The organism is Pseudomonas sp. HR96, from assembly GCF_034059295.1.
GTDB lineage: Bacteria > Pseudomonadota > Gammaproteobacteria > Pseudomonadales > Pseudomonadaceae > Aquipseudomonas.
This window is the reverse complement of sequence record NZ_CP139141.1, coordinates 3242114-3258150: the sequence shown is the minus strand read 5'-3', so window position 1 is coordinate 3258150 and position 16037 is coordinate 3242114. Positions and strand designations below refer to the sequence as shown.

Genomic DNA, 16037 nt, shown 5'->3' with positions numbered 1-16037 from the left:
GGCTCCTACATTTGCTTCGAACGTGCCGTTCCAGTGGCATTACCTATGACCGCCTGGGTGCATGGCGGGCTGTCGTCGAACATCAAGAGCGGTGAACCGTTGTTTGCAACCATAGAATCTCCTACGCCAACCCGGAACGCCCCACCGGTGGCGTAGGAGCCGGCGAAGCTGGCGAGCGAAGCAACACCGAACACCAGGTTCGATTGGCCATGAGCCGCGATGCCGTCAGATGAACCAACCGCCACCGAGTTGATGCCCTCGCCAGCCGATGCTTTGCACGCCGTTCGGCTAAGGCAGCAAGCCCGCCGAACGATAGGCCTCGATGGTCTGGTCGAACACGCCAATGTCGCCGCGCCCTCGGGCAATCAACTGCGCGCCCTCGATGGCCGCGTAGATAGCCTGTGCCTGGAGTTGGCGCTGCGCCTCATCGAGCTGTGGGCGAGCAACCGCCAACGCAGCGGCCAGCCAACGCACATTGACGTCGCTGAAGCCTTGGACTTCATTGCGCACTTCGACCGGCAGGTCGTCGTATTCGGCGGCCATGATCCCGCACAGGCACATGCGGTTATCGTCGAGCAGGGCGCGACGAAAGATCTGGGCGTAGCCCTCCAGCCAGTGGGCGGGGTCGTCGCTTTCAGCCTGCAGGCTTTGCAGGTAGGCCACGCCATCCTCGGTGTAGCGCCGAGCGAGCGCCGCACCCAGGTCGCCCTTGGTCGGGAAATGGTAGTGGATGCTGGCGCTCTTGATGCCGACTTCCTTTGCCAGCTCACGGAAGCTTAGGCCGCTGTAGCCGCGGGTCTGCACGGTTTTGCGGGCCACCGCCATGATCGTTTCTCGGGTATCCATTTGTATTTCACCTGCCTATCGATAGATAGACGTTGACAAGGAAGAGTTCGCTGCGCATTGTATATCTACCACTAGATAGATAGCTACGGAGCTCACCCATGAAGGTCTTTGATACCCCCGGTTTCCCCAATCCACTGCGCGTGCGCATTGCCTTGGCCGAAAAGGGCCTGTTCGAGCAGGTCGAATTCATCAGGGTCGACCTGCCTGGCGCCGAGCACAAGCAACCGGCCTTTCTGGCCATCAACCCGCTGGGCACGGTGCCCGTGTTGCAACTGGACGACGGCACCTATATCAGCGAGTGCACAGCCATCACCGAATACCTCGATAACCAATACGGGGAACCGCAGCTGACCGGACGTACGCCCAAGGAAAAAGCCATCGTCCACATGATGCACAAGCGCGCCGAATCGGAGCTGGCTGACCCCGTAGGGATCTACTTTCACCACAGTACTCCAGGCCTTGGCGCCGGCTTGCAACCGTACAAAAGCCCGGAGTGGGCAGGGCGGGTGGAGTGGGGCAATCGCCAGCGGGACAAGGCGGTGGCGGGCATGCATTACTTCGACCGAGTCTTGCGCGAGCAGCCCTATGTTGCCGGTGAGCAATTTTCCATGGCCGATATCACGGTGTTCGCCGGGCTGTTGTTTGCCGGGTTCGCCAGCGTAGCGATTCCTCAGGAGTGCACGGCGCTGCTGGCGTGGCAGACGAAGGTCGCGCAACGGCCGAGCGTGAAGCGGGTGAGTTGAGCCTAAGCCCCCAAGAGGCCGCAAGGCCGGCTTGATCTTTCTGGCGCCTGGCGAGATGTCCAATATGGCCACCACCGGCCGCCTGCGCGGCCTGTGGTGACCGTGATTGAATCTCAAGACCGGCCTTGCGGCCTCTCGGGGTCTGCGACCCTCCCACATTGTGGGATGCGCGTTTTCGATGTGGGAGGGGGCAAAGCCCCCGAGAGGCCGCAAGGCCGGTTTGATCTTTCTGGCGCCTGGCGAAATGTCCAATATGGCCACCACCGGCCGCCCGCGCGGCCTATCGAGGGCCTCGCGCGCTCATACGCTTGTTTCGATTTAAATGCGTCCAATGGCATCACTTATGACCGCCTTTGCTGTGCGACGATAGACCGCCAGACACCAAGGCGCCCAACGCCATCACCCGCCGTTCACCGAAACCCGCCAGCGCGCTGGCTCAAACCCGCCGCCGAAATCGCCCGCGCCGTTTCGATCAGTTGTGGCGCCAGTTGCGTGCGGGCATCGTCCAGGCGCCAGCGGCTGGCGGGCACCGAGATGTTGATGGCGCCCAGGGGGATACCGGCCGCATCGACGATCGGCGCCGCCAGGCTGATGTCGCCGGGAAAATACTCGCCCTCGGTGATCGCGTAGCCATCCTTGGCGGCCTGGGCCACCGCCTCCAGCAACGGCGCCAGTTCGGTCAGGGTGCTCTGGGTGTGCGCCGGGCGCGGCATGTGCTCAAGCTTCTGCCGCGCCGCGTCCGGGGCGATCCGCGACAGCCAGGCGCGCCCCGAAGCGGTGCAATACATCGGCAGGCTCAAGCCCAGCGGCATCGGGATCATCACCTGGTTGTGGCTGGGAAAGCGGGCGACGAAAATCATGTCGTTGGCGTCGGGCTCGGAGAGATTGCAGCTCTCGTGGCACTCGCGGTTGAGTTGATGCAGGTAGGGCGTGGCGCGGTCGATCAGGCTGTCGGTCTGCAGGAAGCCCAGGCCCAGCGACAGCGCGCGCGGGGTCAACTGGTAGCGCTTGCTCTGCGGGTCCTTGCGCAGGTAGCCGAGGGTTTCCAGGGTGTAGGCGAAGCGCTGGGCGGCGCTCTTGGTCATGTGGGTGGCGGCCGCCAGCTCCGGCAGGTTCATGCTCGGGCGCCCGGCGCGGAAGGCGCTGATGACTTCCAGGCCTCGCGCCAGGGTGCTGGCGAACAACGGGGATTTGTCAGGTGAAGTCATGGGGTCTCTGAGCGTGTGAGGGTAATGTCGAGGTCGATGCACATGGGCAGGCCTAGCCGCCCAGGTGCACCCACACCGATTTGGTCTGCGAGTACTGGGTCAGGGCTTCGAGGCAGCGATCGCGGCCGTTGCCCGATTGCTTGAAGCCGCCCCAGGGCTGGGTCATGTCGCCGTGGTCGAAGCAGTTGACCCAGACGATACCGGCTTCGACGTCGCGGGCAAAGGTCAGTGCGCGGTCGATGTCGCGGGTCCACACCGAAGCGGCCAGCCCGTAGATCGAATCGTTGGCAATCGCCAGCGCCTGGTCGAGGTCCCTGACCTTGATGGCGGCCGCCACCGGGCCGAACACTTCTTCGCGGGCCAGGGTCATGCTCGGCGTGATGTCGGCATATAGCGCCGGATTGACGTAGGCACCCTGCGCCAGTGCGGCCGGCACATCGCCGCCGAACACCAGCCGACCGCCTTCGCTGCGGGCCTGCTCGACATAGCCGAGCACCCGCTGCTGCTGTTCGAACGACACCAGCGAGCCCATGCGCGTGGCCGGGTCCAGCGGGTTGCCAGGTACATACAGGCTCGGCGCCAGCTCGGCGAAGCGCTCGACGAAACGTTCGTAGATCGACTCCTGGACGAGAATGCGCGAGCCGGCGTTGCACACCTCGCCCTGGTTGGCGTAGATGCCGTTGATGGCGTAGGTCACCGCCCGGTCGAAGTCGGCGACGTCCTCGAGAATGATCTGCGGGCTCTTGCCGCCGCACTCGGTGGTGACCCGCTTCATGTTCGACTGCCCGGCATACACCAGCATCAACTTGCCGATTTCCACCGAGCCGGTGAAACCGATCTTGTCGACGTCCATGTGCAGGGCCAGCGCCGCACCGGCCTCGGCGCCCAGCCCCTGGACCACGTTGAAAATTCCCGGCGGCCCGCCGGCCTGGACGAACAGTTCGGCCAGCAGCACGGCGCTGCTCGGCGACTGCTCGGCCGGCTTGAGCACCACCGCGTTGCCCATGGCCAGAGCCGGCGCGAGCTTCCAGGCGGCCATCAGTAGCGGGTAGTTCCACGGCACGATCAGCCCGACCACGCCGAGCGGCTGGCGCAGGATGTAGTGCAGCGCCTCGGGCGTGGTGCTGGTCACCGCGCCTTCGAGTTTGTCGATGGTCTCGGCGAAAAAACGGAAGGACAGCACTGCGCCGGGCACGTCGACGTTGAGCATGTCGCTGATCGGCTTGCCGACGTCCAGGGTGTCGAGCAAGGCCAGCTGCTCGGTGTGCGCCTCGATGAGGTCGGCAAACCGGTAGAGCACGGCCATGCGCTCGCGCGGTGCCAGGCGCGACCAACTGCCGCTGCGAAAGGCGCGCCGCGCGGCTTTTACCGCCAGGTCGACGTCGTCGGCGCTGCTGCGCGGGGCCTGGGTGTGGGCGCGCCCGGTCGCCGGGTTGAGCACCTCGAAAGTGGCCCCGGAAACGGCCGGGCAGCGTTGCCCGTCGATCAGGTTGTCGACACGGTAGTGCAGGCGCTCGGCGCGCTGTTGCCAATCGGTGGCCCCCAGCTGGGCCAGGCTTGGGTCAAGGTGGGACATGGGAGGCGACTCCGTCAGAGAGGTTCAGGGGCGGCGAACGCGCAGGCGGCGCCGGGCTGGATATGCAGGGCGATGGCATCGCCCGGGTACAACGCCTGGCCGGCGGCCGACTCGCGGGAAACGTCCAGGGTCAGGCTGTCGATACCCGGCAGGCTGATCTGCAGGCGCAGGGCGCGGCCATGGAACAGGCGCTGCAGGATGCGCCCGGTGCTGTGGGCCGGGGCCCCGGCCGCCGAAGGTTGCAGGCGCAAGTCTTCGGGGCGCAGCGACACCGTCACGCGGCTGCCGCGGGCCAGCGGCTCGCGGGTTCGTGCCAGCAGTTGCAGCGCGCCGATACCCACCGTGGCCTGATCGGCGCTGCTGTCCAGCACCTGGCCTTGCAGCAGGTTGCTGGCGCCGATGAAGCCGGCGACGAAGGCCGACTCCGGTGAGTCGTACAGGGCATCAGGGCTGGCGATCTGTTCGATGCGCCCTTTGTGCATCACCGCGATGCGGTCGGAAATCGACAGCGCCTCGGTCTGGTCGTGGGTGACCATCACGAAGGTGGTGCCCAGGCTCGATTGCAAGCGCTTGAGCTCGACCTGCATATGCTGGCGCAGGTGCGCGTCGAGGGCCGACAAGGGTTCGTCGAGCAGCAGCACGCGCGGCTGGCAGACCAGCGCGCGGGCCATGGCGATCCGTTGCTGCTGGCCGCCGGACAGCTCATGGATGCGCGCCCGGGCCTTGTCGGCCAGGCCCACCAGTTCGAGCATGGCGGCGATGCGTTTGCGCGCCTCGGCCGCCGGCACCCGGCTCAGGCTCAGGCCGAAACCGACGTTGTCGCTGACATTGAGGTGCGGAAACAGCGCGTAGTCCTGGAACACCGTGTTCACCGGGCGGCCATAAGGCGGCGTGGCGGTGAGGTCCTGGCCGTCGATCAACACGCGCCCGGCGCTCGGCTGCTCGAAGCCGGCGATCATCCGCAGCGTGGTGGTCTTGCCGCATCCCGAAGGGCCGAGCAGGCTGATGAACTCGCCCGGGGCGATGTCCATGTCGATGGCGTCGACGCTCAGCACCTTTTCGCTGTAGCGCTTGCTGACACCCTTGAGGCTGACCACATAGGGATAGCTCATGCATCCATCTCCTGTGCGGCGGTTCAACCGCCGGCCTTGACCCGTTCGAACAGCTTGGCCAGTTCGTCGTTGCTCGGAATCGGCCGCGTCAGCACGGTGTCCTTGAGCATGGTTTGCGGGTCGCCCGGCAGCTGCAGCTCTTCGAGCTTGGCCGGTGGCACGCGAGCGAACGCCGCCTGGCTGGCACTGCCATAGCCGTATTCGGTGATCAGTTTCTCGCCGGAATCCGCGGCCAGCCGCGCGTTGATGAAGTCGTAGGCGAGGTCGACATGCTTGGCGTCCTTGAGCATGACCATGCCGCAGACCCAGGTCAGCATGCCTTCCTTGGGCTTCATGAAGGCCACCGGCACGTTCTGTTTCTTCAGCGCCGTGGCCGAGGCATTCCAGGCCATGGCCGCCACCAGTTCACCACTGGCCAGCGATTGCTCCATGGAGGTCATGTCGGTGGTGTAGGTGGTCACCAGCGGGCGCTGCTGGCGCAACACCGCACCGACCTTGTCCAGCTGCTCGGGGGTCATCTTGCTGAACGGGTCGACCCCGGCCAGCAGGGCCGCCACCAGCGGCGTGTCGTGCACCGCGTCGATGGTTGCGATGCGCCCGGCGTATTGCTTGTCGAACAGCATCTTCCAGCTGGCTTCGGGGTTCTTCACCAGGTCGGTGCGGTACAGGATCGAGGTGTTGCCCCAGTCCCACGGCACCATCCACACTTTGCCGTCGGCGTCGACGATGCCTGGCAGCTGCTGCAGCACCGGGAATATCTGGTCGAAGTTCTTCAGCCGCGACTTGTCCAGAGGTTGGATAAGACCGGCCTGCTTCCAGCGCTCCAGCTTGTCGTAGCAGGGGTGGGCGAGGTCCGGGTGAAAGCCCGCACGGGCCTTGGACAAGGCGTCGTCATCGTCGCCGAAGACGGTGATGTCGACCTTCTTGGGATGGGCCGCCTCGAACGCTGCATGAAATTCGGGCAGCTCGTAGCCCGACCAGGTGAAATAGCTCAGGTTGCCGCCGTCGTCGGCCAGCGCCCCTTGCAGCACCGCGCCGTTGAGGGCGAACGCCGCCAGGCCCACGATCCACGAGCGTGCTGCGATTGTGCGTATTTTCATATGACCTCCAGATGATTCGGCAAATGGTTTGTCGGTTGAAAAACAGGTGAAACGGCGAAGGTGAAGCGGTGTTCCGGCAACGGCCAGGGGCGATCAGTTAGTTTTGCCAGGCGGCGCAGTCCCGCGCCGGCGCAGGATCTCGGCCGCGCCGGCCAGCAGCACCGAGACCAGCAGAATCAGGCTGCCCAGGGCCATGACCGTGGGCAGTTGTTTGGGAAAACGCAGCTGGCTCCAGATGTAGATGGGCAGGGTCGGTTCGGTGCCGACCAGGAAAAAGGCCACGATGAACTCGTCGAACGAGGTGATGAACGCCAGCATGAAACTCGACAGCAGCCCCGGCAGGGCCAGGGGCAGGGCGATGCGTCGCAGCGTGGTCCACTCGTCGGCGCCCAAATCCATGGCCGCCTCTTCGAGGCTGCGCGGGAAGGCGGCGAAGCGGCTGCGCATCACCACCACCGCGGTCGGCAGGCAGAAGCACACATGGCCTACGACGATGGCGCCCAGCGAGGGGCCAGGGCCGATCAGGTTGACGCCGATCAGCAGGGCAATGCCCAGCACCACCCCAGGCAGCAGGATCGGCAGACGCGCCAGCAGCGAGATGGCGTTGCTCAACGGACCGCTGCGGCGCAGGTCGGCGTAGGCGATCAGGCTGCCGACCAGGGTGCTGATGGCGGCGGCTGCACACGCCACCACCAGGCTGTTGCGGGTCGCCTCGCCCAGGCGCGGGTTGTCGAACAGGCCGGCGTACCACTGCAACGTGAAGCCCTTGAGCGGGAACACCGGGGCGATCGAGTCGTTGAACGAAAACAGCGGGATCAGCAAAGTCGGCAGGTACAGGAAAGCCAGGTACAGCAGCACGTACAGGCCCAGCCAGCGACCGCGGCGTACAGGTGCAGTGTCGACAGTCATATTCATCGCGGTTGCACCCAGCGCTGCACCAGCGCCCTCGTCAGCAACACCACCAAGGCAATCGCCAGCATGCTGATTACGGCCAGCGCGGCGCCGGCGGTCCAGTCGTTGGCCTTGCCGAACTGCGCCTGGATCAACGTGCCGATCATGGAGCTGGCGGGTCCGCCCACCAGCGCCGGGGTCACGTAGTCGCCCACGGTCGGCACGAACACCACCAGCGCCGCCGACAGCACACCGGGCATCGACAGCGGCAGCACCACCCGGGCAAAGCTCTGCCGGGGCCGCGCGCCAAGGTCGGCGGCGGCTTCGAGCAGGTTGCGCGCCAGGCCGTTGAGGCAGATGTAGATGGGCAGCACGGCGAACGCCGCGTAGGCATGGGCCAACACCACCACCACCGCCGTGGGTGTATTGAGCAGGCCGGTCAACGGGGTGTCGGTGATACCGCTGGCCATCAGGCTGGAATTGAGCACGCCGTTGTAGGCCAGCACGATTTTCCAGGCGAACACCCGCAGCAGATAGCTGGTCCAGAACGGCAGGCTGATCAGAAACAGCAGCAGGTTGCGCCGCTTGCCGGCGTGGAAAGCCAGGTACCAGGCCACCGGATAGGCGAGCACCACAGTGACGACGGTCACCACCGCCGACAGCAGAATCGAGCGCAGCAGCACCGTGCGGGTCAGGGAGTCGGCCAGGGCGCGGTGCAGGTTGTCCAGGGTAAAGGCGCTGCCGATGATCTGGCCATCGTTGACCCGCAAGCTGAGGTACACCAGCAGGCCCAGGGTGAACAGGATCAGCGTGCTGGTGATCAGCCCGCCAGGCAGGTTGAGAAACAGGTCGAAGCGCCTGCTCGCGCGGCGCCCGGACGGGGCCACTGCAGCCCCTGGGTGGGTGTTTTCGACGCGCAGCAGACTCATGACGGGGCTCCTGCGCGCAGGCGCCGTTCCAGCAGGTCGCGCAGGCGCATGACATTGGCCGTCACCCGCGCGGCGGTACGGTGCAGGGGCGCGGCCGGGTAGGGCTTCCAGGGCAGCACCGGGTAGGCGCTTTGCGCGGCAGGCAGGCCGTTGACCAGGTCGGCAACGAACGCCCCCATGCGCGTGGCCATGGCCACGCCGCGGCCGTAGTAGCCCAGGGCGACGGTGATGCCAGGCGCCGGTTGGCTGAGAAACGGGATGGTCGAGGCCGGCACCGCCACCCGCCCGCACCAGCAATGGCTCAGCTGTACGCTGGCCAGCTGCGGGTACAGGCTGAGCATTTCCTCGCGCACCCGCCGCGCATCGCCGGCGCCGAGTTCATCGCGGAACGCCCCGCGAGTGCCGAGCAGGAAACGCCCGTCGTGGCTGCGACGAAAATAGCGCAGCACGCGAAACGTATCGGACACCGCGATGTCGCCCGGCAGCACCTGCGGGGCGAGGCTGTCGGGCAGCGGGGCCGTGGCGGCCTGCAGGCTCCACAGGGTCACGTAGGTTTGCGGCAGGCCGGGCAGCAGGGCGGGCGAATAGGCATTGGTGGCGATCACCACCTGCTCGGCGTGGATGTCGCCGCGCGACGTGCTCAGCAGCCAGCCGCCGGCATCGGCGCGCAGGCTCAGCGCCGCCGTGCGTTCGGCCAGGGTCACGCCAGCGACGCGCGCGGCCGCCGCCAGCCCCAGGGCGTACTGAAAGGGCTGCAACTGCCCGGCGCGGGTGTCCAGCAGGGCGCCGTGGTAGATCGAGGTGCCGAGCAGCGCCTGGGTCTGCTGGCGGTCGAGCATGCGCACGTCGGCCCCCTGGTGCTGCCACTGCCGCGCGCGCTGGCCGAGCACGCGCAAGGTGCCCTCGGTGTGCGCCGCCTGCAGCCAGCCGCTCTGCCGCGCCTGGCAGTCGATGCCCAGCCGGTTGATCAGGGCGAAGGTGTAGTCGGCAGCGCTGCCGACCGCTTCGATCAGCGCAGCGCCAGCCTCCACACCCAGGCGGGCGAGCAGTTGATCGGGGTCCAGTTTCAACCCCGGGATCACCTGCCCGCCGTTGCGCCCGGAGGCGCCGTCGCCGATGCGCAGGCTGTCGATCACCACGATGCCTTCTCCACTGGCGCTGCGCGCCAGTTCCAGCGCGGTATTCAGACCGGTGTAGCCGGCGCCGATGATCACACAGCGGGCGCGCGTGGGCAGCCGGGGTGGCTCGGTGGGCGCGGGCTCGAAGCCTTCGCGCCAGAGGCATTCGAAGCGTGGAGGGCTGATGGTCACGAATCACCTGTATCGATAAACGATATAACCGTATCTATATTTGTAGTTGTGCAGCCGCTTTCGCGCAATGGGGTCTGTCGCGGCTGGGATGGTGGTGTCGTATTTCGCCGAGCTTAGGCAACCTGCGTATGGGCCGTCCTCATGCAGGTCGCAGGCCGGTCTGTGGTAGTCCTTGATAGGAACAGGCAATCCTCATAGAGCTCTCGGCATAGGGCACCTAGGCCGCTGTGAGTACTCTGGACCCACGCCCATCACGAGGAAGGCTCCATGACCCAGATCCAGCGCAAGACTCTGTTCATCACCGGCATCACCAGCGGCTTCGGCCAGGCCTTGGCGAGCGCAGCCCTGGCCGCAGGCCACAAGGTCATCGGCACCGTGCGCAACCCGTCGGCCAGCGCCGACTTCGAGGCCCAGGCCCCTGGCCGCGCCCACGCTGTGGTGCTGGATGTGACCGATTTCGAGCGCATCGACGCGGTAGTCAGCGCCACGCTCGCCGCCCACGGGCCGGTGGATGTGCTGGTGAACAACGCCGGCTATGGTCATGAAGGCATTTTCGAGGAGTCGCCGCTGGCGGACATGCGCCGCCAGTTCGACGTCAACCTGTTCGGCGCCGTGGCGGTGACCAAGGCTTTCGTGCCCGGGTTTCGCCAGCGCCGACAGGGCCATGTGATCAACATCACCTCCATGGGCGGCAGCATCACCATGCCGGGCATCGCCTACTATTGCGCGAGCAAGTTCGCCCTCGAGGGCTTTTCCGATACCCTGAGCAAGGAGCTCAAGCCGTTCGGCATCGCGGTCACTGCGGTGGCCCCGGGTTCGTTTCGCACCGACTGGGCCGGGCGTTCCATGCAGCGCACGCCGCGCAGCATCGCCGACTACGACGAAAGCTTCGACCCGGTGCGCCGGGCGCGCGAGGAAAAGAGCGGCAAGCAGCTGGGCGACCCGCACAAGGCCGCGCTGGCCATGCTGCAGTTGATCGACCATCCCGCGCCGCCGGCGCATCTGCTGCTGGGCAGCGACGCCTTGCAACTGGTGCGCGACAAGCTCACCCAGACCCTGGCCGATATCGACCGCTGGGAAAGCCTGACCCGCTCCACCGATGGCTGAAAAGGAGGCACTGATGAGCGATACAGAGCTGCGCACCGGGCGCATGGTGCAGTTGCTCGCGCGCCTGGCGCCGCTGGAGGGCTATAACCTGAGCCCCTTGCCGGACATCCGCCTGCTGCGCAGCAACCGGCCGCTGACGCGCACGCCGGTGCTGTACGACCCCGGCATCGTCATTCTCGTGCAAGGCACCAAGCGCGGTTACCTGGGCGATGAGGTGTACGTCTACGACGCTCAGCATTGCCTGGTGGTGTCGGTGCCGGTGCCTTTCACCATGGAGACCGACGCCAGCGAGGCGCAGCCGATGCTGGCGATCTACATGCGCCTGGACTTCAAGCTGGCCGGCGACCTGCTGCTGGAGATCGAAGAGCGTTTCGGGCCGACCCAGGCCGCGCCGCGCGGCATGTATGCATCGCCCATGGACGATGCGTTGAAGGACTCGACGCTGCGCCTGCTCGAAGCCCTGAGCCATCCTGTCGAGGCGCAGATACTGGGCCCGGCGCTGGTGCGCGAAATCTATTACCGCATCATCGCCGGCGAACAGGGTGGGTCGCTACGCGCGGCGCTCGCCCGCCAGGGGCATTTCGGCAAGGTCAGCCGCGCCATCCGCAAGATTCACAGCCACTACCACGAGCACCTCGACGTCGAGGCGCTGGCGCAGGAGGCGAGCATGAGCGTGCCCAATTTCCACCTGCACTTTCGCATCGTCACCGACTCCTCGCCGATGCAGTACCTCAAGTCCACGCGGCTGCACCAGGCGCGTCTGCTGATGCTGCGCAACGACATGACAGCCGCCTCGGCCGCCTTCAATGTCGGCTACGAAAGTGCGTCGCAGTTCAGCCGCGAGTTCAAGCGCTTCTTCGGCCGCACCCCGCTGGCCGAGGTGCAATGGATGAAGAGCGCCTACGCCCTGCCGGCGCCTCTGCCCGATTCGGTATACGTCTCCTCCCATTAGCGACGGGTGAGCAGGGCACCCAGGCCATCGCTCAGCGCCTGGGCCTGCGGGCCCACCACGACATGCCAGACGCCGTTGCCCATGGCGCTGATGCCCTGGCTGCCCAGGCGCTCCAGAGCGTGGGCGGGCAACGGCTGATCGTTGTTCAGGTGCAGCCGCAGGCGGGTCAGCGCAACGCATTGGACGCTGGCCAGGTTGCCCTTGCCCAGCGCCTCCAGCCACAGCTGCGCCTGGTCGCTGGCGACCGGCGCCGGGGCGTCTACCGGTGGCGCGCTCACTGTGCGGGCGGCATCAGGCAAGGCATCACGCAGCTCGTCGGCCAGGCTGTCGGCCATCGCTCCGACCACCACCTGCAGGCTGCCGGCATTGCCGGGGCGCACCACGGCCATGGCGCCCAGGGCCTTCAGCGCGCTGTCATCCACCTCGCTGCGGTCGGCCAGCTGCAAGCGCAGGCGGGTGGTGCAGGCATCGATGCCGAGCAGATTTTGCGCGCCGCCGAGCGCCTTGATGTAGGCGGCGGCACGGTCACTCTGGGCGACTGCCACTGCGCTGCTGACGGCGCGCTCGCGGCCTGGGGTCTTGAGGTTGAAGCGCTTGATGCATTGGTCGAAGGCGACGTAGTAGATCAGCGCGTAGGCCAGGCCCAGCGGCAGAATTCGCCAGCCATGGGTCGACTTGCCCCAGCCCAGGATCATGTCGATCGCGCCACCGGAGAAGGTGAAGCCCAAATGGATGTCGAGCAGGTTGGCCACGGCCATCGACAGCCCGGTGAGTAGCGCGTGCACCGCGTATAGCAGCGGCGCGAGAAACATGAAGGCGAACTCGACGGGCTCGGTGACGCCGGTCAGCGCCGAGGTCAACGCCATTGACAGCAAGGCGCCGCCGATCAGCTTGCGCTGGTCGGGCAGGGCGTTGCGGTACATGGCCAGGCAGGCCGCCGGCAGGCCGAAGACCATCATCGGGAACATGCCGGTCATGAACTGGCCGGCCTGCGGGTCGCCGGCGAAGTAACGCGCCAGGTCGCCGGTCACCACCTGCCCGGTGTTCGGGTCGGTGAAGGTGCCGAAGACGAACCACACCAGGTTGTTGAGGATATGATGCAGGCCGGTGATGATCAGCACTCGGTTGAGCACGCCGAAGAAGAATGCGCCGACGCTGCCGCTTTCCAGCAGCAGTTGGCCAAGTTCGTTGATGCCGTTCTGGATGGGCGGCCAGATCAGGCCGAACAGCAGACCGAGCAACAGCGCTGACAGCCCGGTGACGATGGCCACGAAGCGTCGCCCGCCAAAGAAGGCCAGGTAGGGCGGCAGGCTGATGTCCTTGAAACGGTTGTACAGCGCGCCACCCAGCAGCCCGGCGATGATGCCGGCGAGCATGCCCATGTTGATGTGCGCGTCGAGCACGCTCAAGGTCGAGGTCAACACCAGGTAGCCAATCGCCCCGGCCAGCCCCGCCGTGCCGTTGTTGTCGCGAGCAAAGCCGACGGCGATGCCGATGGCGAAGATCAGCGGCAGGTTGCTGAAGATAGCCCCGCCGGCGGCGTGGATGACGGCGATGTTCAGCAGGTCGGTGTCGCCCAGGCGCAACAGCAGGCCGGCGATCGGCAGGATGGCCACCGGCAGCATCAACGCCCGCCCCAGCCTTTGCAAACCCTCTATGAAGTGTTGGTACACGGCGCTTCTCCTTGCTGTTGTCATTGGGGTTGAAACGCCCTGCAGGCGGCCCGCGTGGCGTCGGCGCTGCCCAGCTCGAGCAGCCGGCGTGCCAGTGCCCGGCACTGCCCGGCATCCAGTTGGCGCACGGCGGCCTTGATCTGGCCGACTTGCCCCGGGCTCACCGACAGTTCATTGACCCCCAGGCCGATCAGTGCCGCGGTGGCCAGCGGGTCGGAGGCCAGAGCGCCGCACACGGCCACGCTGCGGCCGTGCAGCGCGGCGCCCTGGCAGGTCATGGCGATCAGGCGCAGCACCGCCGGGTGCAGGGCGTCGACGCGGCCGGCCAGGCCGGCGTGGTCGCGGTCCATGGCCAGGGTGTACTGCGCCAGGTCGTTGGTGCCGATCGACAGAAAGTCGGCATGCTCGGCCAGCTGCCCGGCCAGCAAGGCCGCCGCCGGCACTTCGATCATCACCCCCAGCTGCGGGCGCTCATCGACGCCCAGCGCGTGCGCCAACTGGTCGATGCGCAGGCGCACGGCGAGCAGCTCGGCCACTTCGCTGACCATCGGCAACAGGATGCGGCAGCGCGCCAACGGCTTGACCTGCAGCAGGGCGCGCAGTTGCTGGTCGAGCAGCTCCGGGCGCTGCTGGCCCAGGCGGATGCCGCGCAGGCCCAGCACCGGGTTGGCTTCGGCGGCCAGGGGCAGGTACTCGAGTTGCTTGTCGCCGCCGATGTCGAGGGTGCGGATCACCACCGGCTTGTCGGCCATGGCATCCAGTACTGCCTGGCAGGCCTGGGTCTGCTCGGCTTCGCTCGGCGCCGTGCGGCGGTCGACGAACAGCAGCTCGGTGCGCAGCAGGCCGACGCCGTCGGCGCCATGCGCCTGGGCCTGGCGGGTGTCCTCGGCGCCGGCGACGTTGGCGCTGACCTCGATGTGCTGGCGGTCACGGGTGACGGCCGGCAGGTTTCCCTGCTGGTCGTCGCGCCGGCGCTGCGCAGCCTGGTGCTGCATGCGCGCGTGGACTTCGGCCAGGCGTTGTCGGCCGGGCCGTAGCTCCAGCTGGCCGGCGTCGGCATCCAGCACCACGGTGTCGGCAGCGTTGTCCTCGAGCAGCGCCGAGCCCATCGCCACCAGGCACGGCAGGCCCTTGCTGCGCGCCAGAATGGCGACATGGGAGGTAGCGCCGCCCTGGGCCATGGCGACCCCGGCCACGCCGCGCGCGGCCAGCTCGATCAGCTGCGAGGGCGTCAGCTCGGCGGCAACGACGATGGCCCCGGGGGCGATGTGCAGGGCGCGGCTGTCGCCGAGCAGGTGCTGCAGGACCCGCTGGCGCAGGTCGCGCAGGTCACTGGCGCGCTCGCCGAGCAGCGGGTTGTCGAGCGCCTCCAGCACCGTGCATTGCGCCAGCACGGCGCGGCTCCAGGCATGCGCGGCGCTGCTGCCCTGCTGGATGTCGGCGTAGGCGGCATCCAGCAGGGCCGGGTCTTCGAGCATGGCCAGATGCGCGCCGAGGATGGCGCTCTGTTCGGCCTGGCGTGGGTCGAGCGCGGCGGTGAGGGCGTCGTGCACCCCGGCCAGCGCCTGGCCCAGGCGCAGGTGCTGCTCGCCAGTGACATGGTTGCCCGGGTCGCTGGGCAACTCCCAGCTATCGAGCCGGCACAGTGGGCCGCTGACCACGCCTGGCGCGGCCATCACTCCGCCCAGCACGCCGTTTGCGCTGTCACTGGCGCCGCGGTGGCTAACCGGGGCTGGCCGTGTCGGCGCTTCATCAAGGGCGGGGGTCGACAGGGCGGCGAGCAAGGCCTGCAAAGCCGCCTCGCTGTCGGGGCCCAAACAGCTGACTTCGACTTCATCCTCCTGGCCGACCCCCAGGCCCATCAGTCCGGTGACGCTCTCGGCCGCCGCGCTGGCGCCGGCGAAATGCACCTGGCTGCGGCTGGCAAACGCCTTGGCGGTCTCGCGCACCCGCGCCGCCGGCCGCGCGTGCAGGCCGCCCCGGTGGGCCACGCGCACGCTGCCACGAGCCTCGCGGGAGGGTCCGGGGGCTGCGTCTGCGACAACCTCGGACGCGGCCCGGGGGTGTACCTGCAGCAATGCATCGCCGACCATCGCCGAGCACAGCCCGGCCACCGGCGTCAGCTGGTACTGCTCGCCGTTGAGCAGGACGAAGGCGCTGACCAGGCTGCGGCTGCGTTGGGCGACCTTGTCCAGGTCGATGCGCAGCAACGGTTGCCCCGAGCTGACCCGCTGGCCGGCGCTCACCAGCGCCTGGAAGCCTTCGCCCGCCAGCTCGACGCTGTCGATACCGACGTGCAGCAACCATTCGCTGCCGTTGTCGGCGCGCAGGGTGATGGCGTGGGCGGTGCGCGCCAGGCTCAGCACCTGGCCGGCGAAGGGAGCATGCAGCACGTCGTTCAGGGGGTCGATGGCAATGCCGTCGCCCATGGCGCCACTGGCGAAGACCGGGTCGGGGACTTCGCTCATGGGCAGCACGGGGCCGCTGAAAGGCGCATCGAGGGTGATGGTACGGGTGACCGTCATGACGCTTGTTATAGGTTCGTTGAGCATGACTTCGTCCTGGTAGGCGCGCGCCGGCCGAGGCGCCG

13 protein-coding genes are annotated in these 16037 nt (G+C 67.2%); 3 read left to right on the top strand and 10 right to left on the bottom strand.

Features of this window, described 5'->3' with window-relative positions; genetic code table 11:
- Positions 1-288 precede the first annotated feature (288 nt).
- Positions 289-852: a TetR/AcrR family transcriptional regulator gene (locus tag SFA35_RS14585; protein ID WP_320579045.1), complete on the bottom strand. Its 564-nt coding sequence runs from the start codon at positions 850-852 to the stop codon at positions 289-291.
- 92 nt (positions 853-944) lie between these two features.
- Between SFA35_RS14585 and SFA35_RS14580 the strand changes: the two genes are divergently transcribed.
- The gene (locus SFA35_RS14580; protein WP_320571249.1) at positions 945-1589 is read left to right on the top strand and encodes a glutathione S-transferase; all 645 of its coding nucleotides are present in this window, start codon (positions 945-947) and stop codon (positions 1587-1589) included.
- Positions 1590-1999: 410 nt separating this feature from the next.
- On the opposite strand, the gene SFA35_RS14575 is transcribed toward SFA35_RS14580, so the two are convergent.
- From SFA35_RS14575 to SFA35_RS14545, 7 genes are all read right to left on the bottom strand, one after another.
- Positions 2000-2797, bottom strand: a complete 798-nt coding sequence (locus SFA35_RS14575; RefSeq protein WP_320571248.1) for an IclR family transcriptional regulator — start codon at positions 2795-2797, stop codon at positions 2000-2002.
- Between the two features lie 52 nt (positions 2798-2849).
- Complete coding sequence (locus SFA35_RS14570) at positions 2850-4373, bottom strand: aldehyde dehydrogenase family protein (RefSeq protein ID WP_320571247.1); 1524 nt, start codon at positions 4371-4373, stop codon at positions 2850-2852.
- 14 nt (positions 4374-4387) lie between these two features.
- Positions 4388-5485 carry an ABC transporter ATP-binding protein gene (locus tag SFA35_RS14565; protein ID WP_320571246.1) on the bottom strand — a complete coding sequence of 366 codons (1098 nt, stop codon included), beginning with the start codon at positions 5483-5485 and terminating at the stop codon, positions 4388-4390.
- 23 nt (positions 5486-5508) lie between these two features.
- Positions 5509-6585: an ABC transporter substrate-binding protein gene (locus tag SFA35_RS14560; protein ID WP_320571245.1), complete on the bottom strand. Its 1077-nt coding sequence runs from the start codon at positions 6583-6585 to the stop codon at positions 5509-5511.
- Positions 6586-6678: 93 nt separating this feature from the next.
- Complete coding sequence (locus SFA35_RS14555; RefSeq protein ID WP_320571244.1) at positions 6679-7500, bottom strand: ABC transporter permease; 822 nt, start codon at positions 7498-7500, stop codon at positions 6679-6681.
- Positions 7497-8405, bottom strand: a complete 909-nt coding sequence (locus SFA35_RS14550; RefSeq protein ID WP_320571243.1) for an ABC transporter permease — start codon at positions 8403-8405, stop codon at positions 7497-7499. The genes SFA35_RS14555 and SFA35_RS14550 overlap by 4 nt, the downstream gene beginning before the upstream one ends.
- A complete protein-coding gene (locus SFA35_RS14545; protein ID WP_320571242.1) occupies positions 8402-9715 on the bottom strand; it encodes an FAD-binding oxidoreductase in 1314 nt (437 codons plus the stop codon). The genes SFA35_RS14550 and SFA35_RS14545 overlap by 4 nt, the downstream gene beginning before the upstream one ends.
- A gap of 267 nt (positions 9716-9982) precedes the next feature.
- Here SFA35_RS14545 and SFA35_RS14540 point away from each other — a divergent pair, with 267 nt between their 5' ends.
- Complete coding sequence (locus tag SFA35_RS14540; protein ID WP_320571241.1) at positions 9983-10822, top strand: oxidoreductase; 840 nt, start codon at positions 9983-9985, stop codon at positions 10820-10822.
- A gap of 13 nt (positions 10823-10835) precedes the next feature.
- Positions 10836-11774: an AraC family transcriptional regulator gene (locus SFA35_RS14535; protein ID WP_320571240.1), complete on the top strand. Its 939-nt coding sequence runs from the start codon at positions 10836-10838 to the stop codon at positions 11772-11774.
- Here SFA35_RS14535 and SFA35_RS14530 read toward each other — a convergent pair.
- Complete coding sequence (locus tag SFA35_RS14530; RefSeq protein WP_414058547.1) at positions 11771-13399, bottom strand: PTS transporter subunit EIIC; 1629 nt, start codon at positions 13397-13399, stop codon at positions 11771-11773. The two genes, SFA35_RS14535 and SFA35_RS14530, sit on opposite strands and share 4 nt — an antisense overlap.
- Before the next feature lie 68 nt (positions 13400-13467).
- Positions 13468-15999 (bottom strand): phosphoenolpyruvate--protein phosphotransferase, encoded by a 2532-nt coding sequence (ptsP, locus tag SFA35_RS14525; protein ID WP_320571238.1) that lies wholly within the window; start codon positions 15997-15999, stop codon positions 13468-13470.
- Positions 16000-16037: the final 38 nt, after the last annotated feature.